Annotated in this window: 25 protein-coding genes; 19 read left to right on the top strand and 6 right to left on the bottom strand. The window is 69.4% G+C overall.

Going from position 1 to position 26,922, the window contains the following annotated elements; translation table 11 throughout:
- The first annotated feature begins 31 nt into the window (after window positions 1–31).
- The 9 genes from pdxR to NQK81_RS04605 all read left to right on the top strand — a co-directional run bounded on the left by pdxR (window position 32) and on the right by NQK81_RS04605 (window position 8,843).
- Window positions 32–1,414: a MocR-like pyridoxine biosynthesis transcription factor PdxR gene (pdxR, locus tag NQK81_RS04565; RefSeq protein WP_257487167.1), complete on the top strand. Its 1,383-nt coding sequence runs from the start codon at window positions 32–34 to the stop codon at window positions 1,412–1,414.
- A gap of 132 nt (window positions 1,415–1,546) precedes the next feature.
- The gene (locus NQK81_RS04570) at window positions 1,547–2,029 is read left to right on the top strand and encodes a hypothetical protein (protein WP_257487168.1); all 483 of its coding nucleotides are present in this window, start codon (window positions 1,547–1,549) and stop codon (window positions 2,027–2,029) included.
- A gap of 81 nt (window positions 2,030–2,110) precedes the next feature.
- Entirely contained in the window at window positions 2,111–3,091 is a 981-nt protein-coding gene (locus tag NQK81_RS04575; RefSeq protein WP_192744582.1) for an AraC-like ligand-binding domain-containing protein, read from the top strand.
- Window positions 3,092–3,131: 40 nt separating this feature from the next.
- A complete protein-coding gene (locus NQK81_RS04580) occupies window positions 3,132–3,899 on the top strand; it encodes a MoaF C-terminal domain-containing protein (RefSeq protein ID WP_257487169.1) in 768 nt (255 codons plus the stop codon).
- A gap of 9 nt (window positions 3,900–3,908) precedes the next feature.
- Entirely contained in the window at window positions 3,909–4,301 is a 393-nt protein-coding gene (locus NQK81_RS04585; RefSeq protein WP_257487170.1) for a nuclear transport factor 2 family protein, read from the top strand.
- Window positions 4,298–5,476 (top strand): ABC transporter substrate-binding protein, encoded by a 1,179-nt coding sequence (locus tag NQK81_RS04590; RefSeq protein ID WP_257487171.1) that lies wholly within the window; start codon window positions 4,298–4,300, stop codon window positions 5,474–5,476. Before NQK81_RS04585 ends, NQK81_RS04590 begins: the two co-directional genes overlap by 4 nt.
- 124 nt (window positions 5,477–5,600) lie before the next feature.
- Window positions 5,601–6,461 carry an ABC transporter permease subunit gene (locus tag NQK81_RS04595; RefSeq protein WP_192744586.1) on the top strand — a complete coding sequence of 287 codons (861 nt, stop codon included), beginning with the start codon at window positions 5,601–5,603 and terminating at the stop codon, window positions 6,459–6,461.
- Window positions 6,448–8,151, top strand: a complete 1,704-nt coding sequence (locus NQK81_RS04600) for a branched-chain amino acid ABC transporter ATP-binding protein/permease (protein ID WP_257487172.1) — start codon at window positions 6,448–6,450, stop codon at window positions 8,149–8,151. Before NQK81_RS04595 ends, NQK81_RS04600 begins: the two co-directional genes overlap by 14 nt.
- Entirely contained in the window at window positions 8,148–8,843 is a 696-nt protein-coding gene (locus tag NQK81_RS04605) for an ABC transporter ATP-binding protein (protein WP_257487173.1), read from the top strand. The genes NQK81_RS04600 and NQK81_RS04605 overlap by 4 nt, the downstream gene beginning before the upstream one ends.
- A 61-nt stretch (window positions 8,844–8,904) precedes the next feature.
- Here the strand turns inward: NQK81_RS04605 and NQK81_RS04610 are convergent, their stop codons facing one another.
- Window positions 8,905–9,702 (bottom strand): SDR family NAD(P)-dependent oxidoreductase, encoded by a 798-nt coding sequence (locus NQK81_RS04610; protein WP_257487174.1) that lies wholly within the window; start codon window positions 9,700–9,702, stop codon window positions 8,905–8,907.
- Between the two features lie 14 nt (window positions 9,703–9,716).
- Window positions 9,717–10,436, bottom strand: a complete 720-nt coding sequence (locus NQK81_RS04615) for an SDR family NAD(P)-dependent oxidoreductase (protein WP_257487175.1) — start codon at window positions 10,434–10,436, stop codon at window positions 9,717–9,719.
- 114 nt (window positions 10,437–10,550) lie between these two features.
- Here NQK81_RS04615 and NQK81_RS04620 point away from each other — a divergent pair, with 114 nt between their 5' ends.
- From NQK81_RS04620 to NQK81_RS04635, 4 genes are read left to right on the top strand one after another with little or no spacing between them, the layout of a single operon-like run.
- Window positions 10,551–12,416 (top strand): primary-amine oxidase, encoded by a 1,866-nt coding sequence (locus NQK81_RS04620; RefSeq protein WP_257487176.1) that lies wholly within the window; start codon window positions 10,551–10,553, stop codon window positions 12,414–12,416.
- A 10-nt stretch (window positions 12,417–12,426) separates the two neighbouring features.
- On the top strand, window positions 12,427–13,218 hold the full coding sequence (locus NQK81_RS04625; protein ID WP_257487177.1) for a molybdenum cofactor biosynthesis F family protein: 792 nt from the start codon (window positions 12,427–12,429) through the stop codon (window positions 13,216–13,218).
- 3 nt (window positions 13,219–13,221) lie between these two features.
- Window positions 13,222–14,856: an amidohydrolase gene (locus tag NQK81_RS04630; RefSeq protein WP_257487178.1), complete on the top strand. Its 1,635-nt coding sequence runs from the start codon at window positions 13,222–13,224 to the stop codon at window positions 14,854–14,856.
- Window positions 14,857–14,897: 41 nt separating this feature from the next.
- On the top strand, window positions 14,898–15,485 hold the full coding sequence (locus tag NQK81_RS04635) for a TetR/AcrR family transcriptional regulator (protein WP_126732189.1): 588 nt from the start codon (window positions 14,898–14,900) through the stop codon (window positions 15,483–15,485).
- A gap of 224 nt (window positions 15,486–15,709) precedes the next feature.
- On the opposite strand, the gene NQK81_RS04640 is transcribed toward NQK81_RS04635, so the two are convergent.
- Entirely contained in the window at window positions 15,710–16,654 is a 945-nt protein-coding gene (locus NQK81_RS04640; RefSeq protein ID WP_371878851.1) for an alpha/beta hydrolase, read from the bottom strand.
- Window positions 16,651–17,637, bottom strand: coding sequence for a methyltransferase (locus tag NQK81_RS04645; RefSeq protein ID WP_257487180.1), 987 nt, complete (start codon window positions 17,635–17,637; stop codon window positions 16,651–16,653). Before NQK81_RS04645 ends, NQK81_RS04640 begins: the two co-directional genes overlap by 4 nt.
- A gap of 233 nt (window positions 17,638–17,870) precedes the next feature.
- Between NQK81_RS04645 and NQK81_RS04650 the strand changes: the two genes are divergently transcribed.
- The 5 genes from NQK81_RS04650 (at window position 17,871) to NQK81_RS04670 (ending at window position 23,777) form a co-directional block, all read left to right on the top strand.
- A complete protein-coding gene (locus tag NQK81_RS04650; protein ID WP_257487181.1) occupies window positions 17,871–19,613 on the top strand; it encodes a dipeptide ABC transporter ATP-binding protein in 1,743 nt (580 codons plus the stop codon).
- On the top strand, window positions 19,610–21,190 hold the full coding sequence (locus NQK81_RS04655; protein WP_257487182.1) for an ABC transporter substrate-binding protein: 1,581 nt from the start codon (window positions 19,610–19,612) through the stop codon (window positions 21,188–21,190). Before NQK81_RS04650 ends, NQK81_RS04655 begins: the two co-directional genes overlap by 4 nt.
- Window positions 21,187–22,131: an ABC transporter permease gene (locus tag NQK81_RS04660; protein ID WP_257487183.1), complete on the top strand. Its 945-nt coding sequence runs from the start codon at window positions 21,187–21,189 to the stop codon at window positions 22,129–22,131. The genes NQK81_RS04655 and NQK81_RS04660 overlap by 4 nt, the downstream gene beginning before the upstream one ends.
- Window positions 22,128–23,048 (top strand): ABC transporter permease, encoded by a 921-nt coding sequence (locus NQK81_RS04665; protein ID WP_257487184.1) that lies wholly within the window; start codon window positions 22,128–22,130, stop codon window positions 23,046–23,048. Before NQK81_RS04660 ends, NQK81_RS04665 begins: the two co-directional genes overlap by 4 nt.
- A 75-nt stretch (window positions 23,049–23,123) precedes the next feature.
- On the top strand, window positions 23,124–23,777 hold the full coding sequence (locus tag NQK81_RS04670) for an alpha/beta fold hydrolase (RefSeq protein WP_257489691.1): 654 nt from the start codon (window positions 23,124–23,126) through the stop codon (window positions 23,775–23,777).
- 88 nt (window positions 23,778–23,865) lie between these two features.
- Here NQK81_RS04670 and NQK81_RS04675 read toward each other — a convergent pair whose 3' ends face one another.
- Window positions 23,866–24,807, bottom strand: a complete 942-nt coding sequence (locus NQK81_RS04675; RefSeq protein ID WP_257487185.1) for an aldo/keto reductase — start codon at window positions 24,805–24,807, stop codon at window positions 23,866–23,868.
- A gap of 69 nt (window positions 24,808–24,876) precedes the next feature.
- On the opposite strand from NQK81_RS04675, the gene NQK81_RS04680 reads away from it, so the two are divergent.
- Window positions 24,877–25,593, top strand: coding sequence for an SDR family NAD(P)-dependent oxidoreductase (locus NQK81_RS04680; protein ID WP_257489692.1), 717 nt, complete (start codon window positions 24,877–24,879; stop codon window positions 25,591–25,593).
- Here NQK81_RS04680 and NQK81_RS04685 read toward each other — a convergent pair.
- Window positions 25,510–26,889: an amidohydrolase gene (locus NQK81_RS04685; RefSeq protein ID WP_257487186.1), complete on the bottom strand. Its 1,380-nt coding sequence runs from the start codon at window positions 26,887–26,889 to the stop codon at window positions 25,510–25,512. The two genes, NQK81_RS04680 and NQK81_RS04685, sit on opposite strands and share 84 nt — an antisense overlap.
- Window positions 26,890–26,922: the final 33 nt, after the last annotated feature.

Raw genomic sequence — 26,922 nt, forward strand, 5'->3', positions numbered from 1 at the left:
GGGTCAATCACCGTCAGTCTGAGGGGTCGTGATGGACCGGGGCAGCGATCTGCATCTGGAGCTCGCCGGCAGCGGGAGCCTGCGGTTCCGGCTGATGCGGGCCTTGCGTGAAGCGATCCGGTCCGAACGGCTCGCGCCCGGCACCCGGCTGCCGCCCTATCGCGCCCTCGCCGCCGACCTGGGCATCGCTCGCAACACCGTCGCCGACGCGTACGCGGAGCTGGCCGAAGAAGGCTGGCTCATCACCCGCCAAGGGTCGGGAACGCGCGTCGCGCATCGCGCCACCCCGCTGGAACCCGGTCGTTCACGAGGTCCGGCGCGCCCGGCTTCACTCCGCGTGCTCCACGACCTGATGCCCAGTTCTCCGGACGCCTCCGCCTTTCCGCGCTCGGCCTGGGCGGCTTCGGCCCGGCGGGCGCTCTCGATCGCTCCCAACGAGGCCTTCGGCGCCGGCGATCCGCGCGGCAGGCCGGAGTTGCGGGCGGCTCTGGTGGAGTATCTGGCGCGGACCCGGGGCGTACGCACGGAACCGGATCGGATCGTGGTCTGCTCCGGATTCGCGCATGGGCTGAGCCTGGTACGCCGGGTCCTGCGCGGCCCGGTCGCCGTGGAGTCGTACGGACTCGAGTTCCACCGCTCGCTGCTCGAAGAGGCCGGGCTGAAAACGGTGCCGTTGACGGTGGACGCCCACGGAGCACGCGTCGAGGAGCTCGACGGCACCGGCGCGGACGCCGTCCTGTTGACCCCCGCCCACCAGTTCCCGATGGGAGGCGCCCTGCTTCCGGAGCGGCGGGCCGCGGTCATCGACTGGGCACGCGCGACCGGCGGCCTGCTCCTCGAGGACGATTACGACGGCGAGTTCCGCTACGACCGCGAGCCGGTCGGCGCCGTACAAGGTCTCGACCCCGATCACGTCGTCTATTTCGGTTCGGCCAGCAAGAGCCTCTCCCCCGCACTCCGGCTGGGCTGGCTGGCCGTGCCCGGCTGGCTGGCGGACGAGATCGTCGCCGCCAAGGGACCGCGGGAGATCTGGTCGGGCGTCGTCGATCAGCTCACCCTCGCCGACTTCCTCACCTGCGGCGCCTACGACCGGCATCTGCGCCGGATGCGGAAGGTCTACCGGCACCGACGCGACCTGCTCACAACCACACTCGCCGAACGCGCCCCGCACATCACGGTCAGCGGAATCGCCGCGGGGCTGCACGCCGTGCTCGAACTGCCCGCCGGTACCGAAGAAGCCGCGCTGCGCGCCGCACGGCGCCAGGGGCTCGCTCTCGACGGCCTCGCCGCGTATCCGCATCCGGACAGTGCGATGCCTCGACGCGAGGGCTTGGTCATCGGGTACGGCACCCCCTCCGAACACGCCTTCGGTGCCGCACTGGACGCTCTTTGCCTCGCCTTGCCCGACCGGTGACGGCCGCGCGTCCACAAAGGACGGCAACGTCAGCTCGCGAGTGATCGACCGACCACGGGCCCGTCTCGACGCGGCCGCAAGCGGGCATTTTTACCGGACCGGCGGCGGAAACCGGCCCGTAACCTCACGGCCGTGACGACGGATCGCGAAGGCAAGGAAGCCCCGGAGCTGCCCGCCTTCACCGTCATCGGCTGCCTTCTGGGCTTCTTCATGACCGTCCTGGTCCTGATCGGCCCGGCCCTGCTCTGGATCAGCACCCGCTTCGCGCCCGGCGATGACGACCGCCTGGTCGTCATCGCCATGGGCGTCGTGTTCACGCTCGGCGGGCTGGGCACCGTCGGATCGCATCTGCGGCAGAACGCCAAGGCCCGTGAGGCCCACCGCGGGCTCGACCGGTCGGGGGTCCGCGCCAACGCCGAAGTCGTGTCCAGCAAACGGATCTGGGTCGGCGAAGTGAGCACTCCCGCGGACGACGTCGACCTCGTCGTCACCGGTCCGGGGGTGACGCCGTTCAGCGCGCGCGTGCTCACCGAAGACGTCGGCCGCTACGAAACGGGCACGGTGGTACCCGTCGACGTGGACCCGAGGACCCTCCTGTTCCGCCTCGCCGACTGACCTCGTCACGATCATTGCCCGCCAGCATCGTATCGCTTATCGTATATGAAATTCACCCCCCGATGCTGCGAGGTGACCCCCGTGACCACCGCCACCGCCGACCCGACCACCACCACGGTCGCGCGAGATTTCACCGATTTCCGCACGGTGGTGTCGCAATCCTTCGTGCCGCTGCACGTGACGAGCGAGCACCGGGACCACTTCCGCGGCCGTATCCGCTCGTGCGGCGCGGACGACGTCCAGCTGACCGAGGTGACCGCGTCGGCGCACGTGGTCGAACGGACGCCCGAGCTCATCGCCAGGGCGGACCGGCACTACTACAAGCTGAGCCTGATCCTGTCCGGGACCGGGCTCTTGGTGCAGGACAACCGCGAGGCGATGCTGCGCCCCGGAGACGTGGCGTTGTACGACACGCACCGGCCGTACACCCTGGCGTTCGAAGAGGATTTCCGCACGCTCGTGGTGATGTTCCCGCAGCGGCTCATCGATCTCCCCCGCGACCTGGTCGGCCAGCTGACCGCGGTGCCGATGTCGGGCAAGCGGGGCATGGGCAACGTGGTGGTGCCCTTCCTCGCGCAGCTCGGCAGCAACCTCGACCAGCTCGGCGGGCCGGCGGGCGTCCGGCTCGCGCATACGGCGGTCGATCTGCTCGCCACGCTCTTCGCGAGTGAACTGGACCTCGCCCGCGCGACCGCCGGGCCGCACCACGAGCTGATGCGCCGCGTGCTCGCCTACATCGACGCGAACCTCTCCTCCACCGATCTCGGCCCGGCGCAGATCGCCGCCGAGCACTACATCTCCACCCGGCATCTGCACGGTCTCTTCCACGAACAGGGCACGACGGTCTCGGGCTGGATCCGCACCCGGCGGCTCGAACACTGCCGCCGCGAACTGCTCGACCCCGTGCACAGTTCCCGGCCCGTCGCGGCCATCGCGGCGAAGTGGGGTTTCGTCGACGCGCCGCATTTCAGCCGGGTGTTCAAGACGGAATTCGGCTGCTCGCCGAGCGAACTGCGCCGCGGCTTGACCGTGAGCGACCGGTTGTTGCCGCCCAGCGCGTGACGGCTTCCCCTTCGCGGGCGGCCGCCCCGACGATGACCGCATGCCCGAAGCACCCGAGGAACAGTGGCGCACCTATGACGAGTTCGCCGCCGGAATAGCCACCTACCGCCTGCCGAACGCGGACCTGTCGGGACGCGAGCTCACCGTCACCCTCGACGACGGGAAGACGCTCGCGCTGCGGTTCGAAGACGCTGAAACCGTCACCTGCAACGGCATCAAGGATCCCTACGACGCGGTCGCCGTCCGGGAAGACGTCTTCTTCGTCAATCTCCCACACACCAGCGTCGAAGGGAAAGCCCTCACCGTCGTCTTCTCCACGACGACGCATCGCGCGCTCGCCGTGCGTTCGGTGATCGGCGCCGAAGACGTCGAAGGCGTTCCCCGTGTCTCCCAGACGTTCTGGTCCGGCACGACCGACGCGGGCACGCCGGCCGGCGAGGTGCCAGGTCCCTCGCGCGACCTGATCGGCAAGCGCAACATCTACCGCTACAGCCCCGAACACCTCTACGAGCACGTGTATGTGTCCTCGCAACGTTATGCCTGGCAATGCCTCGAAGGCGTGCAGCGCGGCCACGGGGACATGGACCTGTCGACGGTGTGGAAGTTCCAGGACGGGCTCTACCTGTTCTGTTTCCGCGAATTCCGCATCGCCGTGGCCAGTGTGTGGCTGCACGACCTCGGCTACGCGCTGAAGACCACCGGCGTCTTCCTCGGCCTGACCGGCGACGGCCGGTCGGAACATTCCCGCGCGGGCGGGCACATCTACCCACTCGGCGCCGTCGCCTATCCCGACGCGCAACCGGTCTAAGGAGCCCCAGTGTCCAATCTAGACATCATCGCCGCGCACTACGCCGCGAGCGACCGGGGAGATCTGGCGGGCATGCTGGCCCCGCTCGGTCCCACGACGACGTGGACGGAGGCGGCCGGTTTCCCATACGCCGGAACGTACACCGGCCCGGAAGAGGTGCGCGACAACGTCTTCGGCGCGATCGCGAAGGACTGGGACGGCTACACCTTCACCCTCGACGGCCTTCACGACGCCGGTGACACGGTGATCGGCATCGGGACTTACCACGGCAAGCACCGCGAGACCGGCCGCTCGTTCACCGCCCGCGTCGCGCATGTGTGGAAGTTCGACGGCGGCGAGGTCACGTCGTTCGAGCAGATCGTCGACTCCGTTCCCGTCGCCGAAGCCATGGGGAACCGGTGAAACCCGCGCGGCGTCTCGTCGCCCTCGCCTCGGCCGTCCTGCTCGCCACGGCGGGCTGCGCCGGCTCCGATAGCGGTTCGAGCGGGCCGATCGTGGTCGGATCGGTCAACGCGCTGAGCGGCGCGGCGACGTTCCCCGAGGCCTCCCAGGCGGCCAAGGCGGTCTTCGACGCGGCCAACGCGAGCGGCGGCGTGAACGGCAGGCAGATCCAGTACAAGGCCCTCGACGACAAGGGTGACCCGGCGGCCGCGGCCGCCGCGGCCCGCGAGGTCGTCGGCCGTGACGAGGCGGTGGCGCTCGTCGGCTCGTCCAGCCTCATCGAGTGCGAGATCAACAACAAGTACTACGAGCAGCAGAAGATCCTGTCCATGCAGGGTATCGGCGTCGACCCGGCCTGTTTCTCCAGCCCGAACATCGCCCCGGTCAACGTCGGGCCGTACCACGACATGACGCTGACCCTGCTCTACGGCTCGGAAACGTTGAAGCTGAACGACATCTGCGCGCTGCTGGAGATCGCGGGCAACACGCTGCCGTCGTACCAGGCGGCGATCGACGAATGGTCGGCCATCACCGGCAAGAAGCTCAAGTACCTCGACGCGACCGTGCCCTACGGCGGTTCCGACTACACCTCCTACATCGTCAAGGCGCGCAACGCGGGCTGCAAGGCGATCACGGTCAACCCGGTCGAGCCGGATTCCATCGGACAGCTCAAGGCCGCCGCGGCGCAGGGCTGGAACGACGTCACGTGGCTGCTGCTCACCAGCGTCTACAGCGAGAACTACGCCAAGGCCATCACCAACGCCGGCGCCGGGGTGTACGTGCCCGCCGAGTTCTACCCGTTCACCGACGCGACCAGCCCGCAGAACAAGGACTGGCGCGAGCTGATGACCAAGAACAACATCCCGCTGACCTCGTTCAGCCAGGGCGGCTATCTGGCGGCGAAGTACTTCATCGACGTCATCCGCGGGATCCAGGGTGACATCACCCGCGAGTCGGTGACCAAGGCACTGCGCGAGATGAAGCCGATCACCGATCCGATGGTCGGGACGCCGTACGTCTTCGGCCCCGGCCAGACGCACCACGACAACACCGCGGGCTGGCCCATCAAGCTCGCCTCCGGCACCAACAAATGGGAGCTCGTCGCGAACGACTGGCTGCGGATCCCGAAGAAGTAACGGGAGCCGGGTGCGTGCTGGGTCACGTGGGTCGTGAGTGGCGTTTCGGGTTCTAACCCGAAACGCCACTCACGACCACCGCGCCCCACCACGCACCGCTCCCTCCCTTCACACAGGAGGAAACATGCTGCAGGGAGCGCTGGCAGGCCTGGCCGCCGGCGGACTGTACGCGGTGTTGGCGGTGTGCCTGACGCTGATGTCGCGGCTGGTGCGGGTGGTGAACTTCGCCCAGTCGGCCACCGGGATGTTCGGCTGTTACGTGGCGGTGTTCCTGTCCGTCCACGCGGGACTGCCGACGTGGCTGGCCACGGTGGCGGGAATCCTGCTCGGCGGGCTGCTCAGCGCGCTGCTCGGCTGGATCGTGTCCACCTGGCTCGCCGAGGCGGACACCGGCACCCGCTCGGCGGTGACCGTGGCGGTGCTGCTCCTGCTGATCTCGTTGTCGTTCATCCTGTTCGGCAACAAGCCGCAGCCGTTCCACCCGATCCTGGACGGTCCGGCGGTCACCGTCGGCGGCGTGGTGATCAGCCAGGTCACCGTGGTCACGGTCGCGCTGGCCGTCCTAGTGGCGGTGGCCAGCCGGATCGTGCTGAGCCGGACCCCGGCGGGCGTCCAGCTCAGGGCGCTGTCGGAACGCCCGACGACGGCGGAGCTGCTGGGCATCCCGGCGAAACGGCTCAGCGTCGCGGTCTGGGCGGTCACCGGGGTGGTCAGCACACTGGTGATCTCGATCGTGGCGCCGTCGCAGTCCAACGACGCGACGTCCCTGGCGATGCTGGTGGTCCCCGCGGCCGCGGCCGCCCTGCTCGGCGGGTTCCGCCGTCTCGACCTCGCGGTCGCGGGCGGGCTGGGCCTCGGCCTGATCCAGGGCGCGGCCGCACAGGTCGACGGCCTTTCGGTGGTGCGGTACTTCCTGCCGTTCGCAGTGATCGTCGCGCTGCTGCTCTGGTCGCAGCGCAAGGAGGTGTGGGATGCGGCTCGCTGAACGCGGGATACCGTTCGCGGTCGCCATCGTGGCGATCGCCGCGGGCTACGGCCTGAGCGTCGGACTCGACGGGTACTTCGTCTACCTCGGCATGAGCGCCGTCGTCGCCGGGATCTCCCTGCTCGGGCTCGGCGTGGTCACCGGCAGCGCGGGCATGATCTCCCTGTGCCAGCTGACTTTCGGCGCCGTCGGCGCCTGGACCGTGTCGGCGCTGAACGAGGCACAGGCACCCGGCGGGTTCCTCACCTGGCTGGTGCTCGGCGGGCTCGTCGCCGGGGTGGTCGGGGTGCTCGTCGGGCTGCCGGCGCTGCGGCTGCGCGGGATCAATCTCGCCGTCGTCACGCTGGGGCTCGCCGCGGCGGCCGACCTCGCGCTGGTCCAGCTCCAGTTCCCCGGGGTCTCGAGCGGGATCTCGGTCGAGCGGCCGGACGCCTTCTCCGACGACCGGTCCTATTTCCAGCTCGCCGTCGTGGTGCTGGTGCTGTGCTGCCTCGCCGTGTACTTCCTGCGCCGCGGCCGCTGGGGCAGCGCCTGGCAGGCGGTGGCGTTCTCCGAACGCGGCACGGCGGCCGCGGGCACGAGCGTGCGGATGTCGAAGCTGACCGCGTTCGCGGTGAGCGCCACGCTCGGCGGGATCAGCGGCGGCCTGCTCACCGGGCAGGTGGGGCTCGCCTTCCCGGCGAGTTTCACCGCGATCCAGTCGCTGGCGTTGTACGTGCTGGCGATCATGTCGGGCGCGCACCTGATCGACATGGCCGTGTTCGGGGCGGTGCTGTGGGTCGGCGTTCCGGAACTGCTCAAACGCTGGGGAATCCCGCAGGACTGGGGTTTCGTGGTGTTCGGCGTGCTCGGCGTCCAGGCGCTGGCCGGCGGCGGGAACCTGGGCACCACGGTGCGCCAGGTGTGGTACCGCCGGGCCAAGAAGGAACCGGCGAAACTCGATCTCGCGGCCGGTACCGCGGTCATCGAGGCCAAGGCGCCCGGTCCACCGGTGCTCACCGTCCGCGGGCTGAGCGTGAACTTCGGCCATGTGGCCGCGCTGTCCTCAGTGGACATATCGGTCCCGGAACACGGGGTGCTCGGGGTCATCGGGCCGAACGGCGCGGGCAAGTCGACGCTGGTCGACGCGATCAGCGGCTTCCTGCCGAACGCCGAGGGCACCGTCGAACTCGGCGGCGCCCCGCTCACCGGGTCACCGTCGAACCGGGCCCGCGCCGGGTTGCGCCGGACGTTCCAGCAGGACCGCGTCCCGCCGGGGCTGACGGTCGGGGCGTACCTCAAGTTCCTCGCCAGGCGGCGGCTCACCGCCGACGAGATCGCCGACGCCCTGGACTTCTTCGGCTGCCCCGCCGCCCGCACCCCACTGTCGCAAGTGGACGTCGGCGCGCGCAGGCTGGTCGAGGTCGTCGGACATCTGCTGGCGCGGCCGCGGGTCCTGCTGCTCGACGAGCCTGCCGCGGGACTTCCGCACGAAGAACACGTCGCGTTCGGGGAACGGCTGCGGCAGGTTCCCGCGCGGTTCGGGGTGTCGGTGCTGCTCATCGAGCACGACCTCGACCTGGTGCGCTCGGTCTGCGACACGATCACCGTCCTCGACTTCGGCCGCGTGCTGGCGTCCGGCCCCCAGGCCGAAGTGCTCGCCGATCCCGCCGTTCTCAAGGCGTACATGGGTGAAACGGAGATGCTGTGAACGCGTTGCGGATAGCGGGGCTGACGGTCACCCGCGGGGCCGGGCCGGTGATCCGGGACGTGGACCTGACGCTGGAGCCGGGCCGGATCACCGCGTTCGTCGGCCCGAACGGCGCCGGGAAGACCAGCCTGCTGGAGGCCGTCTCGGGCGTGGTGCCCGCGTCGGCAGGCACCGTCCACATCGGATCCGACGAGATCACGAAGCACTCGCGGGTCGCCCGCGCGCGGCGGGGTCTGGCGCATATCGAGCAGGGACGCGCGGTGTTCGGCGGCCTGACCGTGCTGGAGAACCTGATGCTGACGGCGCGCACCCGCGCGCGGGCCGACGAGCTGTTCGAGCTGTTCCCGGAACTGGAGAAGCGCCGCGATTCACCGGCCGCGCTGCTCAGCGGGGGCGAACAGCAGATGGTGGTGCTGGCCCGCGCGTTCGCCGCGCGGCCGTCGTTCCTGCTGATCGACGAGATGTCGCTCGGCCTCGCGCCCGTGGTGTTCACGCGGCTGCTGCCGATGGTGACGCGGTTCGCCGAGGAGGGCGCGGCCATCCTGCTGGTCGAGCAGTTCACGCAGCTCGCGCTCGGCGTGGCGAGCGACGCGCTGGTGGTCTCTTCGGGGCGGGTCACCTATGCGGGTTCCGCACAGGGACTGCTGGACTCCCCCGGCACCCTGCACTCGGCCTACCTGGGCGAATCCTGAAGCGCGTGAAGGCCCCCTTCCCTCGGCTGAGCCGAGGGAAGGGGGCCTTCACGCGCACCTACTAAGAACCCATCCCCGCCCGTTCGAACGCCAAAGTCGGGAGATCGACCGCGTGCGCGCCGCCGTCCGCCACGATCACCGCACCTGTGATGTACGAAGACTCCGAAGATCCCAGGAACCGCACGATCGACGCGATCTCCTCCGGTTCGGCGGGACGGCGCAGCGGGACCTCGGCGGTGACGCGCCGGTAACCCTCGTCGTGGCCGCCGTCGAAGCCCGCCGCCTCGGCGAACTGGTCCATCTCGCCGTCCGCCATCGGCGTGCGCACCCAGCCGGGGCAGACCGCGTTCGCGCGCACACCCTTCGGCCCGTAATCGCGCGCGATCGAGCGCGTCAACCCGATCAGCGCGTGCTTCGCGACGGTGTAGCCGGCGACGTTCGGCCCGGCGAACAGTCCCGCCAGCGACGACACGATGACCACCTGGCCGCCGGTCTCGACCAGCGAGGGCAGCGTGGCCCGGCAGAACACGAAGGCGCTGGACAGGTTCGAGCGCAGGGCCAGTTCCCATTCCTCGTCACCGGTGTCGACCACCGAAGACAGCCCGTGCCCGCCGGCGTTGGCCACCACGACGTCCAGCCTGCCGAACTTGCCGACGATCTCCGCCGTGGCGTTCTCGGCGGCTTCGCGGTCGCTGGCGTCGCAGGCGACGACGTACGCGCCGGTTTCGGCCGCCACCTTCTCCAGCGGTTCGAGCCGCCGTCCGAGCACCACCACCTGGGCGCCCTCATCGGCGTACCGGCGGGCGACCGCGGCGCCGATACCGGTACCGCCTCCCGTGATCGCGACAACCTTCTTCACTTGCGGAGTCCTTTCTAAGCGGGAAAACCGGAGCGGGCCGAGACGCCGAAGTCGGCGAGCACGGCCTGGCCGTTGACCGCCCGCGAACGCGCGGACGCGAGGTGGAGCACCTGCCAGGCGACCTCTTCGGGAGCCTGCACCGGGAAGGCCGGATCGTCGAGCACGTCGCCGAGATCGCCGCGCGCCATCGGGGTGTCGACCACCGACGGGCAGACGCAGTTCACCCGGACGCCGGGCAGATCGACGGCGAGCGCCCTGGTCATCGCGACCACGGCGCCCTTCGAAGCGCAGTACGGGACCATGCCGGGCGCGCTGGTGAACGCCGAGTCGCTGGCCAGCAGGACGACCGAGCCACCCGACGCGGTGAGCCAGGGCGCGGCGTGTTTGACCAGCAGGAACTGGCCGGTGACGTTGACGGCCATGAGCGCGGCGAAATCCGCCGCCGAGGTTTCGGTGACCGGTGTGCCCACCGGCCCGGAGATCCCCGCGCAGCCGACCACGACGTCGAGCCCGCCGAAGCGGCTCGCCACAGCGCCGACCGCGGCGGCCACCGAAGGCTCGTCGGTCACGTCGGCGTGGATCGCCAGCAGGCCGTCGGCCAGCGTGGGTACGGGTGCCCGGTCGAGGGCGCCGACCCGCGCGCCCTCGGCGAGGAAGGCCTGGACGCAGGCAAGGCCGATACCGGACGCCGCGCCGGTCACCAGCACGGCCTTGCCCGCGAGCTCCAGTCCCATGACGTCATCCTCCGGTCCGGACCTTTCACGGAGGTTGGCCGTCAGTGCACCCTTCTTGTCGGCAGCCGCACGACGGCCTTTCCAGTCCCGGCCGGACCGGCAAGACTGCGAACCATGACCAGGCCCCATCCGCTCGACCCGCTGACCGCCGACGAACTCACCGCAGGCCGCGAGCTCCTGGCCGCCGAAGGCCTGCTCGCCGCGACCACCCGGTTCCCGGCCGTCCTGCCGATCGAGCCAGAGAAAGGCGACGCCGCCCCCGACCGCCGTGTCCAGTACACGTTGCTCGACACCGCGACCGGCCGCGCGCGCGACGTGGTCGTCTCGCTGGCGAAGCGCGAAGTGGTCGCCAGCGAGGACTGCGGCCCAGGTCAGCCCGCGTACCTGTTCGAGGAGTACGACCTCGCCGCGTCGATCACCAAGGCGTCCCCCGAATGGCAGGCCGCGATGGAGCGGCGCGGGCTCGGCGACCGGATCGGGCACGCCTTCTGCGCTCCCCTGGCCCCTGGTTTCTTCGGCAGGGCCGACGAGACCGGCCGGGTCATCCGCTCGCTGACGTTCCTGCGCGACGACGCGTCCGACAGCCCGTGGGCGCATCCCGTCGAAGGTCTGATCGTCCACATCGACCTGACCGAGCAGCGCGTCATCCGGGTCGAGGACGAGGGCGACGTCCCCGTGCCGCCTGAGCACGGCCGCTACGACGGTGTCCCGGCCCGCACCAGCCTCAAGCCGATCGAGATCACCCAGCCGGAGGGCCCGAGCTTCACCGTCGACGGCAACGAGGTCACCTGGGAGGGCTGGAAACTCCGCGTCGGCTTCAACGCCCGCGAGGGTTTGACCCTGCACCAGATCTCGTTCCAAGACCGCTCGGTGCTCCACCGGGCCTCGGTGCCGGAGATGGTGGTGCCCTATGGTGACACCGCGCCCGGCCGGTTCTGGATCAGCTACTTCGACGCGGGCGAATACCTGCTCGGTAAGAACGGCAACGACCTGCGGCTGGGTTGCGACTGCCTCGGCGTCATCCACTACTTCCCCGCGTTCGTCGCCGACGACCACGGCCACCCGGTCGAGATCCCGCGCGCGATCTGCATGCACGAGGAGGACTACGGGATCCTCTGGAAGCACACGGATCTGGACGGCCGCGCCGAGGTCCGCCGGTCGCGCCGGCTGGTGATCTCGTCGATCTCCACCATCGGCAACTACGACTACGGCTTCTTCTGGTACCTCTACCTCGACGGCACCGTGGAACTGGAGGCGAAGGCCACCGGCGTCGTGTTCGCCGGCGCCGCGCACCCCGGCACGGACCACCCGCACGCCAACGAGATCGCGCCCGGCCTGTTCGCGCCGGTGCACCAGCACCTGTTCTGCGCGCGGCTGGACGTGGCCGTCGACGGCGAGCGCAACTCGCTCGTCGAGGTCGACGTCGAACGGATCCCCATGGGCGAGCAGAACCCGTACGGGAACGCGTTCACCTGGAAGGAGACCCCGCTGCGGACCGAGCAGGAGGCGCGGCGATTCGCGGATCCGTCCAAAGCGCGGGTCTGGGAGATCCGCAGCGCGGAGCGGACCAACCGGCTCGGCAAACCCACGGCGTACCAGCTCGTGCCCCGGCCGTCCGCGACCCTGATGGCACAGCCGGAATCGACCGTCCACCAGCGGGCGACGTTCGCCACCCGTCACCTGTGGGCGACGCCGTACCGCGCGGGCGAACGTTTCCCGGCGGGCGATCGCCCGAACGCGCATCCGGGCGGCGCGGGTCTCCCCGCCTGGACCGCCGCCGACCGCGACCTCGTCGACACCGATCTCGTGCTGTGGCACGTGTTCGGCCCGACCCATGTCCCGCGTCCGGAGGACTGGCCGGTCATGCCGGTCGACTACTCCGGTTTCTCCCTGCGCCCCTATGGCTTCCTGGACCGAAACCCGGCCCTCGACCTGCCTTCCGGCGCCACCGCCGATCACTGTTCCGCCCACGAGCACTAGGACCGCACCGATGCCCGAACTGACCCTGTCCGACACGTCCACCTGGCTGCCGCTGGACGGTCTCGCCCCTGGTTTCGACGCGAACAAGGCGCCCACGGTCGGCGACCTGCACGGCCGCACCTTCGAACTCGCCTGCGAAGACGGCACCACGTTCACCGCCGCCTTCTCCGGCACCCGGATCGAATGGACCTACCACGGCACGGGCACCGACCGCTGCGAGACGTTCCTGGTCGACGACGATCTGTACTACGTCCAGTTCCACCCGCAGGCCCGGCAGGACGAGGCGTTCACCCTGCTGCTGGACCTGCGCCGCGGCCGGGCGCTGCTGGTACTGAGCAAGATCGGCGACACGTCGCCCCGCGTCACACAGTCCTTCGTGGCCGCCACGATCGGCGGTATCGAGCCGTCCGGGGAATCGCTCGCCCCGACCACGTCGCTGGTCGGTCGCCGGGTGCTGTGGGTGTACAGCACCGAGCACGCCTACGAGCACGTGTACCTCAGCCCGCACTGGTACACGTGGCAGTGCCTCGCGGGCCCGGAGCGAGGACTCGCGGACACCGACGAGAACTCGGTCTACGAGCTGCGGCCGGGAATCTACGTCTTCGCCTGGCGGGAAAAGGTGATCCCGTGCGCTTCGGTGACCGTCGCCGACCACCGTGACGCGAAACGGCTGCGCTCGCACGGTGTCCTTTTCGGACTGGACGCCACCGGGAGCACTCCGACCCACTTCACCTTCGGCGCGCACGGCAGGCTACTGAGTACCACCGTGCACCCCGAGGCCTACGACCCGGCCGGGAGCTGAGCCTTGACCGCCGACATCGTCCTCACCAACGCCACGGTGTACACAGTGGACGGTCACCGGCCCTGGGCGTCGTCGCTGGCGATCAAGGACGGGAAGGTGCTGTCGCTGGAGGACATCGAACGCGGCCCGAGCACCGAGGTCGTCGACCTCGAAGGCGCGTTCGTGATGCCCGGTCTGGTCGACGTGCACAACCACCACGCCCTGGCCGGACGCGCGGCCCTGTTCGAGCTGAACTTCGGCGCCGACGCGGGGCTGGAGGACATCCTGGCGGCCGTCCGCTCGAGGGCCGCGGGGCTGGGACCGGACGAATGGGTCGTGGGCGGCGCTTGGGCGTCCACTTTGGTCGCCACCCTTTCGCGAGCCTCAGCCCGGCACGCGCTCGACGAGGCCGCGGGCGGGCGGCCGGTCATGCTTTCCGATGACAGCAGGCACAACCGCTGGGTGAGCAGCCGGGCCTTGGAACTGGCGGGTGTCACCGCCTCGACGCCCGATCCGGCCGGTGGGGAGATCGTCCGCGACCCCTCGACCGGGGAGCCGGTCGGCGTCCTGCTCGAAGCGGCGGGCGTCGCCGTCGAGCGGGCCCTCAGCGAGACACGGACTCTCACCGCGGAGCAGCACGTCGCGGCGTCGCGGCACGCAATCGGCACGCTGCACTCGTACGGCGTCACCGCGTTCCAGGACGCCGGTGTCTCCGCGGACATCCTGGGCGCCCTCAAGGCGCTCGACGACGCGGGCGAGCTGCACGCCTGGGTGGTTTCGTCGCTGCTGATCAACGACCCGATCTTCGGTTTCGACCCGATCGGGGCACCGTTGCTGGAGGTCGCCGGTCAGTACCGGAGCGAGCATCACCGGCCGGACTTCGTGAAGATCTTCCTCGACGGGGTGCCGCCGACGCGCACCGCCGCCTTCCTGGAGCCGTACCTGCCGGACACCGCGCACGGGGCCTGTCACCACGGCGCCACCACCATGCCGGGTGAGGAACTCGTGGGCTGGTTGCGCACGGCGGCCGCGGCGGGGCTCTCGGCCAAGGTGCACTGCACCGGGGATGCGTCGGTGCGCGCGACGCTCGACGCCGTCGAGAAGGTGCGCGCCGAGGGCTTCACGGAGGCGCGTTTCCAGGTCGCGCACGGCCAGTTCGTGCATCCCGACGACCTCCCGCGCTTCGCCGCGCTGGGTGTCGCCGCGGACATCTCGCCGTTCCTGTGGGTCCCCGGCGTCATCCCGGCGGCCATCGCCGAGGTCCTGCCCGGGGAGCGAGCCGGGCGGATGCAGCCGAATCGGTCGCTGCTCGACGAGGGCGCGCTGGTCGCGGGTGGTTCGGACTGGCCGGTCAGCGAGTCCCCGAACGCTTGGGAAGGCATCCACGGCCTGGTCACCCGCCAGGACCCGACCGGTACGTTCCCCGGCGCGCTGTGGCCGGAGCAGGCGATCACCCTGACCGAGGCCATCGAGGTCTTCACCTTGGCCGCCGCCCGCGCGATGGGCCTGGGCGACGTCACCGGCTCGCTGGCCCCCGGGAAGTCCGCGGATTTCGTCGTACTGGACCGCGATCCGTTCGAAACCGACCCGTCGGCGCTCGTCAAGACAAAGGTGACGCAAACGTGGTTCGCCGGGCACCGCGTGTATCACCGCGCCTGATCTCCTACACTGGTAGAAGAACCAGTGCGGGAGGTCTGCCGATGCCGAAGATCATCGACCACGACGAGCGGCGTAGCCATATCGTCGACGTCACCTGGGATTTGATCACCCAGGGCGGGATCGAGGCCGCCACCATGCGCGAGATCGCGGCGGCCGCCGGCTTCGCCAACGGCGCGCTCAAGCTGTACTTCCCGAGCAAGGAAGACATCATCCAGGCCACCTACGAACGCGCGCTCGGCATGATGCGCGAGTACGTGGAACTGGACGAGCTACGCGGGCTGACCGCGCTCCGCGAGCTGTGCGTCTCGTCGATGCCGATCGACGAGGACCGCATCGCCGCGGGGCGCGTCCTGCTCACCTTCTGGCAGCTTTCGCTGACCAACCCGAAACTGCAGGACAAGTACCTGGAGCACATCCGCTCCTGGCGAGGCCTGCTGCACCGGTACCTCACCGAGGGCCGGGAGGACGGCGACATCGTCACCGAGACCCCCGACGAGCAACTGGTCGACGAGGTCGTGCTGATCAACGCCGGGGCGAACGTGATGAGCCTCGTCGCCGGGGAGTTCTCGACGGTCGCCCTGCAGCGGCAGCATCTCGAATCCTTCTTCGAGCGCCTCACCCGCCCCTGACACCACGTACTACCGCATTTCGTCCTCTGAATGCGGTAGTACGTGGTACGAACGGCCGCATCCGGAGGACTAAACGCGGCGGGTCGCCGACCTCGCGGGCGTGACTCGCGTGATCAAGGACGACACTCGCGTGTTTGGAGGCGTAACTCGCGTGATCGGAGGCGTAACTCGCGAGTTGCGGCTCCGATCACGCAAGTCCGGCATATGGGCACCGCTGACCGCATTCAGAGGACGAAATGCGGCGGGTCGAAGGTCCGGGTCAGGAAGCTCGCCACGTGCCGGTGCGAGCGCGGCGAGGCCGGGAGATCCGTGTACAGGCCGTAGAAGCCGTGGATCTGCCCCGAATAGCGCGTCAGCTCGACCTGGGTGCCCGCGTCGGTCAGCCGCCGCGCGAACTCCTCCCCCTCATCGCGCAGGACGTCGTACTCGGCCGTGAGCACCAGCGCCGGCGGGAGCCCGGTCAGGTCGACGGCGCGCAGTGGCAGCAGGTACGGATCGTTCAGGTGCGCCGGATCCGGCACGTACTGCTCGAAGAAGAACCGCATCGCCCCGGCGGTCATGCCGAAGCCCTCCGCGAAGTCCACATAGGACCGGAAGCCGTCGTCCGGGTGACCGAAGACCGGGCAGATCAGCACCTGCGCGGCGATCGGCGGGCCGCCCCGGTCACGGGACATCATCGAGACCACCGTCGACAGGTTGCCGCCCGCGCTTTCCCCGCCGACCGCGATCCGCGTCCCGTCCACCGGAGGCCCCGCGCCGCCCGCGGCGAGCCAGTCGACGACGGCGTAGCAGTCGTCCGGGGCCGCCGGGTACGGATGCTCGGGCGCGAGCCGGTAGTCGACCGCGACGACGGCGACCTTCGCCGCGTTGCACACCGCGCGCGACGCGACCTCGTTCTCGTCGATCGAGCCGATCGTCCACCCGCCCCCGTGGATCCAGACGAACGCGGGCACCGGATCCGCGGCCTCGGGCAGATAGACCCGCACCCGCACCCCGGACGGCAGGACGTGCTCGGACACCGAGCCGACCTCTTCGACCGACTCGGGACGTCGCCAGGAAGCGGCGAAAGCGGCGCGCAGCTCGGGAGCGGTCAGAGGTCCGGCCGGCGCCTCCGACGGGGCGCTGCGGGCGAGCAGTTCCTTGACCGCGGGATCGAGGGTCATGGTCACACCGCTTCCGCGACCAGCACCCGCGGGCTGCCCGGCAGCGCGAGCCGGTCGGTGACCCGCCAGCCCGCCCCGCCCAGCCACTCGCGAACCTCGGCCTCCGGGTAGACGACCGTCCCGTCGATCACCAGGTACTCCCCCGCGTGCAGTGCGTCGATCGGCCGCTGCACCGCGTCGTCGTCGAGGAAGAAGTCGAGCAGCAGCAACGTCGCCCCGGGCGCGGCGGCGGCGCGGGCGTTGCGCAGGATCTCCGCGTTCTGCTTCGCGTCGAAACGGTGGACGACGTGGTTGACCATCACGAGGTCGAACTCGCCGTCGGGTCGGGCGGTGGGCGTCTCCGCGCCGACGACGGTCGTCCGGTCCGCGAGCCCGGCCTCGGCCGCCGCGGTGGTGACCGACTCGGTGAAACCCGGGTCGAAGACGAACGTGGTGCGCAGTCCGCCGTTGGCCTTCATGGCTTCGACCGCGAACGCGCTCGAAAGGCCGCCCAGGTCCAGCAGCTTTCGATAGGGGCCGAAGTCGAACGCGCCGGCCAGCATCTTGGCGTGCAGGGCGTTGTACGTCATGACTCCTGACATGAACGTGCCCCAGCGCGCGTCGTCCATCTCCAGCTTGCCCGGTTCGCCACTGTCGGCCGTGTGGCCGAACTGAAGCCAGTGCGGATAGCTGATCGTGTCGAGGAACGTCAGGAACGGCGTCAGATCGAGGTCTCCGCCGCCGAAGTACTCCGCGGCGTCCGGGGCCAGCTCGTACCGTCCGTCCACACGGGATAGAAGACCTAGCGATGACATGGCGTCACCGAGAATGCGGGTGATCTTCTCCGGTTTGCCGGTGGTTCCCGCCAGTTCCGCCGCCGTCAGCGGTCCGTCGGCGAGGGCGGTGAACAGACCGATCCGGCTCGCCGCGAAGAGTTGTTTGGCCGCCATGTAGCCCACGGCGATGTCCACGATCCGCTCGGGACCGGCAGTCTTGGTCGACCCGCTCACGGGTGCCTCCTCAGCTCGTTTCGGTCGAGAGTCTACAGACGTAGACAAAAGAATCCAGTGCGAATTTTCGCCCACTGCCAGGGAAAACCCGCCGGATATCAACTTCCTACATTCGTAGAATATACCCATTGACAGCGCACTCCCCCAGTGTCAACATGCGTAGAACTACCCCCGCCGGAGGTCCGTTCCCCGGCAGTGCGGCCCGCTCCGGGCGGGCTCGGGAAAGGGGATTCATGACCCTGCTCGAATTACGAGAACTCACCGTCGGCGTCATCGCCGACGAGACCGAACGCGAGCTGGTACGCGAACTTTCGTTCGATCTCGACCAAGGCCGGACACTCTGCGTGGTCGGCGAATCCGGCAGCGGTAAAACGGTGACGGCCTTGTCGATCATCCGGTTGCTGGAGTTCGTCGCGCCCGTGTTCACGCGCGGCGGGATCGCCGTCGACGGGGTGGACGTCACGCGGCTTTCCGCCGACGAGATGCGCGCGTACCGCGGCCCGCGGATCGGCATGATCTTCCAGGAGGCCCTGGATTCCCTGAACCCGAGCCAGCGGGTCGGCAAACAGCTGATCGAGGCCTACCGCAAGCCCGGTTCCCTGCCACGCCAGGCCACGCGCAAGGGCACGCCACTGCATCGCGAGGCCGAGGCGAAGGCTCGCGGCCTGCTGAAGGAGGTCGGCCTCACCGACACCGACCGGGTGCTTTCCCTTTACCCGCACCAGATGTCGGGCGGGATGCAGCAGCGCGTGATGATCGCGCTGGCACTGATGGCCGACCCGAGCCTGCTGATCGCCGACGAGCCGACCACCGCGCTGGACGTCACCACGCAGGCGGAGATCCTCACCCTGTTCGACCGGGTCCGCCGCGACCACGGCACCGCGTGTGTCTTCATCACGCACGACATGGGCGTGGCCGCGCAGGTGGCGGACCGGATCGCGGTGATGTACCGCGGCGAACTCGTCGAGCTCGGGTCCACAGAGGACATTCTGTACGCGCCGAAGCATCCCTACACCAAGGCTCTGCTCGACTGCGTTCCGCAGCTCGGGGTCAGCAGGCGCGACGGTTTCCCCACCATCTCCGAGGCACTGCTGGAAGCCGCGATGAACGGTGAATCGGCGGTCGCCACCGAGACCAGGTCGTTGAGCCGCGCGAAGACCGGAGACATCGGCGAGGGCACCGCGCTCGTCATCGACTCCGTGTCCAAAGTGTACGGACGTCGCGGCCGGTTCTCGTTGAACCGTGAGCCCGAGGTGCACGCGGTCAAGGACGTCTCACTGGAGATCGCTCCCGGCGAGTTCTTCGGCCTGGTCGGGGAATCCGGTTCGGGCAAGTCCACGCTCGGCCGGCTGGTGAGCGCGCTGGAGCCGCTTACCTCGGGCACCATCTCCTTCGGTGAGCACCGGTGCACCCCGTCCGGGCTCGACGGCGACGAGCGCGCGTTCCGCCGCCGCGCGCAGCTCATCTTCCAGGACCCGCAGAGCTCGCTCGATCCACGCCACACCGCCGCCCGGATCATCGCCGAACCACTGCGGGAGCTCACCGGCCTCCGCGGCGCCGAGCTCGACCGCCGTGTCACCGAACTCATCGACGAGGTCGGCCTCCCCTCCGACACCGCGAAGAAGCTGCCCTCGCAGCTCTCCGGCGGGCAACGGCAGCGTGTCTCGATCGCGCGCGCGATCGCGGCCGAACCCGACCTCATCGTCGCCGACGAGCCCACCTCCGCGCTCGACGTCTCGGTGCAGGGCCAGGTGATGAACCTGCTGCTGGAACTGCGGCGCACCCGCGCGCTCAGCTTCCTGTTCATCACGCACAACCTCAGCCTGGTGCTCTCGGTCGCCGACCGCGTCGGCGTGATGTACCGGGGCGAACTGATCGAGATCGGCGAGCCGGACGAGATCCGGCTCCGCGCCCGGCACGAGTACACCCGCCGTCTCCTCGCGGCGAACCCCGAAATTGGAGTGCGGAACCCATGAGACGAACCCTGACCAAGGCCGCGCTCGGCCTGGCGACCGTCCTGCTGCTCACCTCGTGCATGGGAGGTCAGGCGGGCGGTGGGGCCGCCGACGGGCCGCCGGTCCGGGGCGGCAACCTGAAGGTCGCCGTGCCCACCGATCCGCAGTCGCTCGACATGGTCGCCAACCCCGGCCAGGTGACCGCGCATATCGGCAACATGATGTACGAGAAGCTGTTCGAGGTGGACCGCGGCTTCACCGCCCGGCCCATGCTGGTGGAGGACTACACCACCAGCCCGGACCGGCTCACCTACACCTTCAAGCTGCGCCAGGGCGTCACGTTCCACGACGGCAATCCGCTGACGTCCGAGGATGTCGTGGCGAGTCTGAAGCGATGGCAACAGGTGCACCGCACCGGCCAGCTGGTCACCCCCGACATCGAGGCGATCACGCCGGCCGACCCGGCGACCGTGACCATCAAGCTCAAGAAGCCGCGCTACCCGCTGATCAACGAACTCGCCGGCGCGGGCACGGAGATCTACGAGGCGAAGAACCTTACCGGCGTAGCGCCGACCGGGTTCGCCCAGGACAAGGCGATCGGGACCGGGCCGTACAAGCTCAAGAGCTGGGACATCGGCCGTGAACTGGTGCTGGAGCGGTACGACGGCTACAAGTCCCGGTCCGAAGAGGACTGGGGCGGGCAGGCGGGCGCCAAGCACGCGTACCTGGACACCGTGACCTACAAGGTGGTCTCCGACCAGGACGCGCTGATCAACGGCCTCCAAACCGGCCAGTGGGACCACATCATGCCCACGAACGACCAGTACGAGCCGCTTCGCAACAACCCGGCCGTGGTCGTGCACAACCTCCCCGGCGGCAACGACAACGTGGTGATCCCGAACTTCAACACCGGGTCGAAGTTCGCCGATCCTCGCGCCCGCGAGGCGCTGAACCTGCTGCTCGACAAGCCGGCGATCAACGCGGCCACCGGCGGCAGCAAGGACCTCACCCTCGAAACCGGGGCCTTCGCCTCGCCGGACAACAAGCAGTTCTATTCGACCGCGGGCGAAGAGGTCTACAAGGCGCACGACCCCGAGAAGGCCAGGCGGCTGCTGGCCGAGGTCGGGATCACCGCCGGTGCCACGATCCGCATCGTCACCACGAACTCGTACCCGGAGTTCGGCAAGTGGGCCGTGCTGATCCAGGACAGCCTGTCGAAGATCGGCATCAACACCAAGATCGACACCTTCGACTTCGCAACCATGCTCGGGACACTGACCAAGGAACCGGGCGGCTGGGACATCACCACGCTGTTCTTCGACTCGGCGCTGACCTCGCCCGCGCAGATGCCCGCGCTCACCCTGGGCACGCTGAACGGTTCGTCGTCGCCCGAACTGGACGCGCTCATGGCGGAGTTCAACGCCTCGACCACCCCCGAGCAGGCGAAAGCGGTGGTGGACAAGCTCCAGGCGTTCACCTGGAAGCAGTTGTCGGTGATCACGCTGAGCCAGTCGAAGCTGTACGCGGCCTACTCCCCCAAGCTCAAGGGCTACGGCGACTTCTACCGCGTCTTCTGGAACACCTGGCTGGCGTCATGACCGGTCTGTTGCTGCGGAGGCTGCGCGACCTGGTGATCATCCTGGTGATCGTCGGGACGATGATGTTCTTCGTCATCCGCCTGATCCCCGGCGACCCGGCGCAGGCGATCCTCGGCCCGACCGCGCGACCGTCCGATGTGGACGCGCTGCGGGAGAGCATGGGGCTGAACGGAACACTCTGGGAGCAGTACCTCAGCTGGGCCGGGAACGTGCTGCGAGGCGACTTCGGTACATCGATCACTTATCACGCGCCGGTGCTCGGCGTGGTCGCCGACCACATCCTGCCGACGCTGACCCTCGCCGTGCTCTCGACGGTGATCAGCTTCTTCCTCTCGGTCGCGATCACCTCGTGGCAGGCGGTGTCGCCGCGCAATCCGGTGGCGCGGGCGCTGGACCGGCTCTCCGCGCTCGGTATGGCGATGCCGGACTTCTGGATCTCGCTGATGCTCGTGCTCGTGTTCTCGGTGACGCTGCGCTGGTTCCCCTCCAGCGGCTACGAGAACCTGTTCACCGATCCGGCGACGGCGGTGCCCGCGCTGGTGCTGCCGCTGACCGTGCTGGTCATCGGGCAGACCGCATTGTTCGTGCTCACCCTGCGGGAAAGCCTGCTCGGGGAGCTGCCGCTGGCGTATCTGCGCACCGCTCGGGTCAAGGGGCTGTCGGAACGGCAGGTCATGACCAAGCACGTCCTGCCGAACGCGCTGATGCCGCTGATCACCCAGCTCGGCAGCAACTTCGCCATGCTGGTCGGCGGGATCGTGATCATCGAGTCCATCTTCGTCGTGCCGGGGCTCGGCCATCTGCTGATGGGCGCGGTGTCCACTCGCGACTTCCCGCTGATCCAGGGCGTGACGTTGTTCGTCGCGGTGCTGTTCGTGCTGGTCAACCTGCTGGTGGACCTTTCGTACGCGCTGCTCGACCCGAAGGTGCGTGTCTCGTGAGCGTGGCTCTCGTGGAAAAGACGTCGCCGGTGCGCGAACCGCGTCCCGCCGGACGCGCGGCGCGGGTGCTCCGGCGGAACCGGATGCTGGTGATCACCACGGCGGTACTGGCGGTGATCGTGCTGACCGTGATCGTGCTGCCGTTCTTCCTGCCGAGCGTCAGCGCGACCGACCCGGTGAACCGGCTGCTGCCGCCGTCGGCCGCGCACCCGCTCGGGACGGACTCGTTCGGCCGGGACGTGCTCGCCCGGCTGGTCTCCGGCGGCCGCGCGTCGCTCGGGCTGTCCGCCTTGATCACGCTGTGCGCCGCCTTCACCGGCCTGGTGATCGGACTGATCAGCGGGTTCTTCCGCGCCGCCGACGCGGTGCTGATGCGCGTGATGGACGCCTGGATGTCGTTCCCGGCGATCATCCTCGCGATGGCGCTGGCGATCTCGCTCGGCGCGAGCATCTGGACCGAGCTGATCGCGCTGACCGTGATCTTCACGCCGTTCACCGCCCGCGTCATCCGCAGCCGGGTACTCGGCATCGCCGGTCGCGCCTACATCGGTGCCGCCCGGGTCTCGGGGATGAGCCGGTGGAAGATCCTCGTCGTGCACGTGTTCCCGAACGTGCTGCCGCTCGCGCTGGTGCAGGTGGTGATCCTGTCCGCGGCCGCGATGCTCGTGGACGGGGCGATGAGCTTCCTCGGTCTCGGTATCGCTCCCCCGACCCCGACCTGGGGCAACATGATCGCCGAAGGCCGGTCGTACCTGGTGCAGGCGCCCTGGCTGGTGATCGCGCCCGGCGTGACGATCATGGTCTGCGTGTTCCTGCTGAACCTCATCGGATCGTCGCTGCGGATCGCCGTCGACGTCCGCGCGCGGACGCTGAGCGAGATGCAGCGCCTGCGCACCCGACGCCCCTCCGGCAGCTGAGAAAGGATCCCGTTGTCTGCCACTACTTCCCTGGCCGTGCGCCGGTTCGCTCCCGAGATCGTGTCGGGACCGCCCGTGCTGCTGGTGCACGGATTCGCTTCCGACGGACACACCGACTGGATCACCACGGGGTGGCCTGCCGCGCTCACCGCCGCGGGCCGCGAGGTGCTCATACCGGACCTTCCCGCGCACGGCTCCAGCCCGGCCCCGTCGGGATCGCTGGGTGCCGTCGCGATCACTTCCGAGCTGAGCCGGCTCGTCTCGGATCTGTCCGGAGTAGACGTCGTCGGCTATTCCCTGGGAGCCCGGCTGGCTTGGGAACTGCCCGCGCAGGCGCCGGTCCGGCGGCTCGTGCTCGCCGGCGTGAGCCCCTTCGAGCCGTTCGGTGCCGTCGACGTCGCGGCCGCGCTGGCCTTCGCCGGTGGTGGCAAGGCGCCGTCGGATCCGCTGACGGGGATGATCGCGCATATGATCACCGCGCCGGGGCGGAATCCGGCCGCGCTCGCGCGGTGCATCGAAGACCTGCGGGCGGAGCCTTTCGCCCCGGTTTCCGGTGCCGTCTCCGTGCCGACCCGCTTCGTGGCGGGTGTGGAGGACCCGGTGAGCCAGGGCATCGAGACGTTGGTGGAGCTGGTGCCGGGAGCCTCGCTGGTGCGGGTGCCCGGGGACCACGGCGGGGCACTGCGGAGCCCGGAGTTCAAGGCCGCGGTGCTGGAGTTCCTCGGTTAGGTGACCACGGCTTCGGTGGCGTCGCGAAAGCCACTTTCGGGACACCAGAGGTCCCGAAAGTGGCTTTCGCGACACGCCACCCGGGGGGTCAGAAGGTTCCGTCCGCGGCCACTTCCCGGTCCAGCCACAGGTCCTCCAGCGCCGCCCGCACCTCCGCACCCCGGGTAGCGGCCAGCGCGACGGCGCCCAAGTTGTCTTCCAACTGCGCGAGACGGCTCACGCCGAACAGCACGTTCGCCACCGGCTCGTACGCGAGACAGAACGCCAGCGCCAACTGCGATGGACTCACCTCGAAGTCCCCAGCGACAGCGGCGACGCGTGTGGCGACGGCGCGGATCGACTCCCGGATACCACCCGGGTCCGCACCGATCTTCCGCGAAGGGGTCTTGCCGAGCAGGACCCCGCCCTCGAACACGTCCGACGCCTGCAAGGCCAGCCGCCCGGCCTCGAAATGCCTGCCGTAGAAGGAACCCTCGGCCATCGAACGGCGAACGACGCTGTACTTCAGCTGAGCGAAACGGGGAGCCGGAAGACCTTCGCGCGCGGCGAATTCCAGGGCGAGGTCGAGGTCCGCGGCCTGCCAGTTGTTCACGCCCCAGACGTCGAAGCGGCCGAGCCGGATCTGCTCCGCCACCTCGGTGACGATCCGCGGGATGTCCGGGCGCTCGAAGTAGTCGCCGACGACGACAGCTTCCGCGTGGTCGACGCCGACACGGTCGAACGAGGTCGCGAGCTGCTCGGCGAACCCGGTGTTCGGGTAGTCCCAAAGCCAGAGCTTCCCGCACAACTGGTACTCGTCGCGTTCGATTCCGGCGGCGCGCACGGCTTCCCCGAAGAGGAGGTCCGTCCGCGACTGCTCGGAATGGGGCCCCATGTCGTAGTGGGCGACGTCGAAAAGCGTGATCCCGGAATCGATCGCGGACCGGAGCAGGCGCACCGCGTCCTCGAAGTCCATGCGGTCCCAGGTGTTCCAGGATCCCAGGCTCAGCGCCGAGGTGGCGAAGCCGAGGCCGTTCTGCTTCTCGTTCACGAGATTTCCTTTCGCTGGCAACGGAAACCAGTTTTAGTCTACGATCGTAGAATGAACAAGAGACTTGTCATGGTGACCGGCGGTGCCAGTGGCATCGGCCGCGGAGTCGCCGAAGCCTTCCAGGCCGCTGGCGATCGTGTGGTCATCGCCGACGTCGATGTCCGCGCCGCGCACGATCTGGCAGGCGAACTCGGCGCGGAGCACGTCGAACTCGACATCTCCGACCCCGGTTCGGTCGACGCGGCGCTGGGGCTGATCACCGATCGGTTCGGTCCGGTGGAGGTCCTGGTCAACAACGCGGGTCTCGCCGGGGGCGGCGGGCCGTTGGTGGGTTTGGACATCGGCGTCTTCGATCTGTGCATGCGGGTGAACTTCCGCGGCACCTTCCTGATGACCCGCGCGGTCGGCGCGCACATGCTGGCGGCCGGCACCAGAGGCGCCATCGTGAACATCACCTCCATCGGCGCCCGCCAGCCGACACCGGGGCTCGGCCACTACGAAGCCACCAAGGCGGCCGTCGAAGCCCTCACCCGCTCGGCCGCACTCGAACTGGCACCGCACGGCATCCGCGTCAACGCCGTCGCACCGGGCCCCGTGCTCACTCCGATGACCGCCGGTTTCGCCTCGGACACCGCCGCCCGCGCGGCTTGGGAAGCGAGGATCCCCCTGGGAACCATCGCTTCCGTCGCCGACGTGGTGCCGTCAGTCCTGTTCCTCGCCTCCGCCGACGCCGGCCATCTCACCGGGGTGAGCCTCCAGGTCGACGGCGGGCAGTTGCTCACCTGAGTACACGACGCGGCCGCCGGACACGGTGAGCTCGACACCGACGTCCGGCAGGTCCGCGAACGCGACCTCGAGCGGGTTCGCGGCCAGCACACAGAAGTCCGCCACGCGGCCCACGGTCAGCGATCCCTTCCAGCCGGCCCCACCGTCCTGCTCCGCGGCCGCGGTCGTGTAGCAGCGCAGGAACCGGGCCATCAGCTCGGCGTCCACTTCGGACGCGTCCAGCATCCGGGCGGCCGCCGCGATGTGCACCCGCCAATCAGGAGTCACCACCGGCGCGTCACTGCTCAGGGTCAGTGGAACCCCCGAGTCCAGCATTTCCGCCAGCGGCCAGGCGCGAGCACCGACCTCGGCACCGAGCGCGTCCGCCAGCATTCCCCGCATCGCCACGGCGATCGCGGGCTGCGTGGTCAGACCGACGCGCGCCGAAGCCATGCGCGCGAGCTGATCCGCCGTCACCAGATCGCCGTGCACCAGGTGGTCTCCGCGGCGAAGCGAGCCGAGCGCGGCCTCGATGCTGCGATCCCCTGTGGCATGCACGGCCACCGTCATCCCGGCGTCGTGGGCGAGACGGATCATCGCGGTGAGGTTGCCCGCGCGATCCGGATCGTCGGCGCCATCGACGAGCAGCGCACCGTGCGAGCCGTCGGCGTAGCAATGGTGCGTCCACGCGGACCGCATCGGCGGGATGCCGTCGGCGAAGACCTTCACACCGGGCACGGTGAGCCACAACGGATTCGCGGCCGGAGCCGGAGTCGCGAGCCCACGCCGGAAGTCCTCGAGCGAACTCGCACCGTCGAGCAGACCGAACAGCCGCAACGCGGTCACCCTTGCTCGCAGAAGGCCTTCCGAAGCCAACGTCGCGTACTCCTCCAGGACCTCGGCACTGAAACAGCCTGTCTCGCCAGGACCCAGACCAGGTTCGGTGTAACTCGTGATGCCCAGTGACGCGCACAGCTCGCCCGCACGCAGGATGGCCGCCCGTCGTTCGGCCGCGGTGCGCACGGTTTTCTCTTCTCCCCCGGTGAATCCGGCGCCGCCGATGAGCGTGTCCGGCCACCGCGCGCCGAGCCAGGTCGCGTGGAGATGCGAATCGTTGATCCCGGGCAGGACGGTTCTCCCCGCCAGGTCGATCACCTCGGTCTCCGAGCCGATGTGGTCCAGCGCGACATCGCCGAGAGCCACGATCCTGTCGTCACGCACGGCCATCGCCCGAACGACGGTGCCCGCCGGGTCGAAGGTGAGCACAGGGCCGCCGCGAACCACGAGCGAAGCGGGGCGAATATGGTGCGACGGCATGGTTTCCTCCAGGATCTGGACTTTTTCTCCTAC

The organism is Amycolatopsis roodepoortensis (genome assembly GCF_024628825.1).
In the GTDB taxonomy this organism is placed as follows: domain Bacteria; phylum Actinomycetota; class Actinomycetes; order Mycobacteriales; family Pseudonocardiaceae; genus Amycolatopsis; species Amycolatopsis roodepoortensis.

Bases quoted from the DNA above. Each gene is read 5' to 3' on its own strand.
- pdxR (WP_257487167.1), top strand. From the start codon at position 32: ATGGACCGGGGCAGCGATCTGCATCTGGAGCTCGCCGGCAGCGGGAGC.
- NQK81_RS04580 (WP_257487169.1), top strand. From the start codon at position 3,132: ATGCCCGAAGCACCCGAGGAACAGTGGCGCACCTATGACGAGTTCGCC.
- NQK81_RS04595 (WP_192744586.1), top strand. From the start codon at position 5,601: ATGCTGCAGGGAGCGCTGGCAGGCCTGGCCGCCGGCGGACTGTACGCG.
- NQK81_RS04600 (WP_257487172.1), top strand. From the start codon at position 6,448: ATGCGGCTCGCTGAACGCGGGATACCGTTCGCGGTCGCCATCGTGGCG.
- NQK81_RS04615 (WP_257487175.1), bottom strand. From the start codon at position 10,436: ATGGGACTGGAGCTCGCGGGCAAGGCCGTGCTGGTGACCGGCGCGGCG.
- NQK81_RS04620 (WP_257487176.1), top strand. From the start codon at position 10,551: ATGACCAGGCCCCATCCGCTCGACCCGCTGACCGCCGACGAACTCACC.
- NQK81_RS04625 (WP_257487177.1), top strand. From the start codon at position 12,427: ATGCCCGAACTGACCCTGTCCGACACGTCCACCTGGCTGCCGCTGGAC.
- NQK81_RS04635 (WP_126732189.1), top strand. From the start codon at position 14,898: ATGCCGAAGATCATCGACCACGACGAGCGGCGTAGCCATATCGTCGAC.
- NQK81_RS04650 (WP_257487181.1), top strand. From the start codon at position 17,871: ATGACCCTGCTCGAATTACGAGAACTCACCGTCGGCGTCATCGCCGAC.
- NQK81_RS04655 (WP_257487182.1), top strand. From the start codon at position 19,610: ATGAGACGAACCCTGACCAAGGCCGCGCTCGGCCTGGCGACCGTCCTG.
- NQK81_RS04660 (WP_257487183.1), top strand. From the start codon at position 21,187: ATGACCGGTCTGTTGCTGCGGAGGCTGCGCGACCTGGTGATCATCCTG.
- NQK81_RS04680 (WP_257489692.1), top strand. From the start codon at position 24,877: ATGGTGACCGGCGGTGCCAGTGGCATCGGCCGCGGAGTCGCCGAAGCC.
- NQK81_RS04685 (WP_257487186.1), bottom strand. From the start codon at position 26,889: ATGCCGTCGCACCATATTCGCCCCGCTTCGCTCGTGGTTCGCGGCGGC.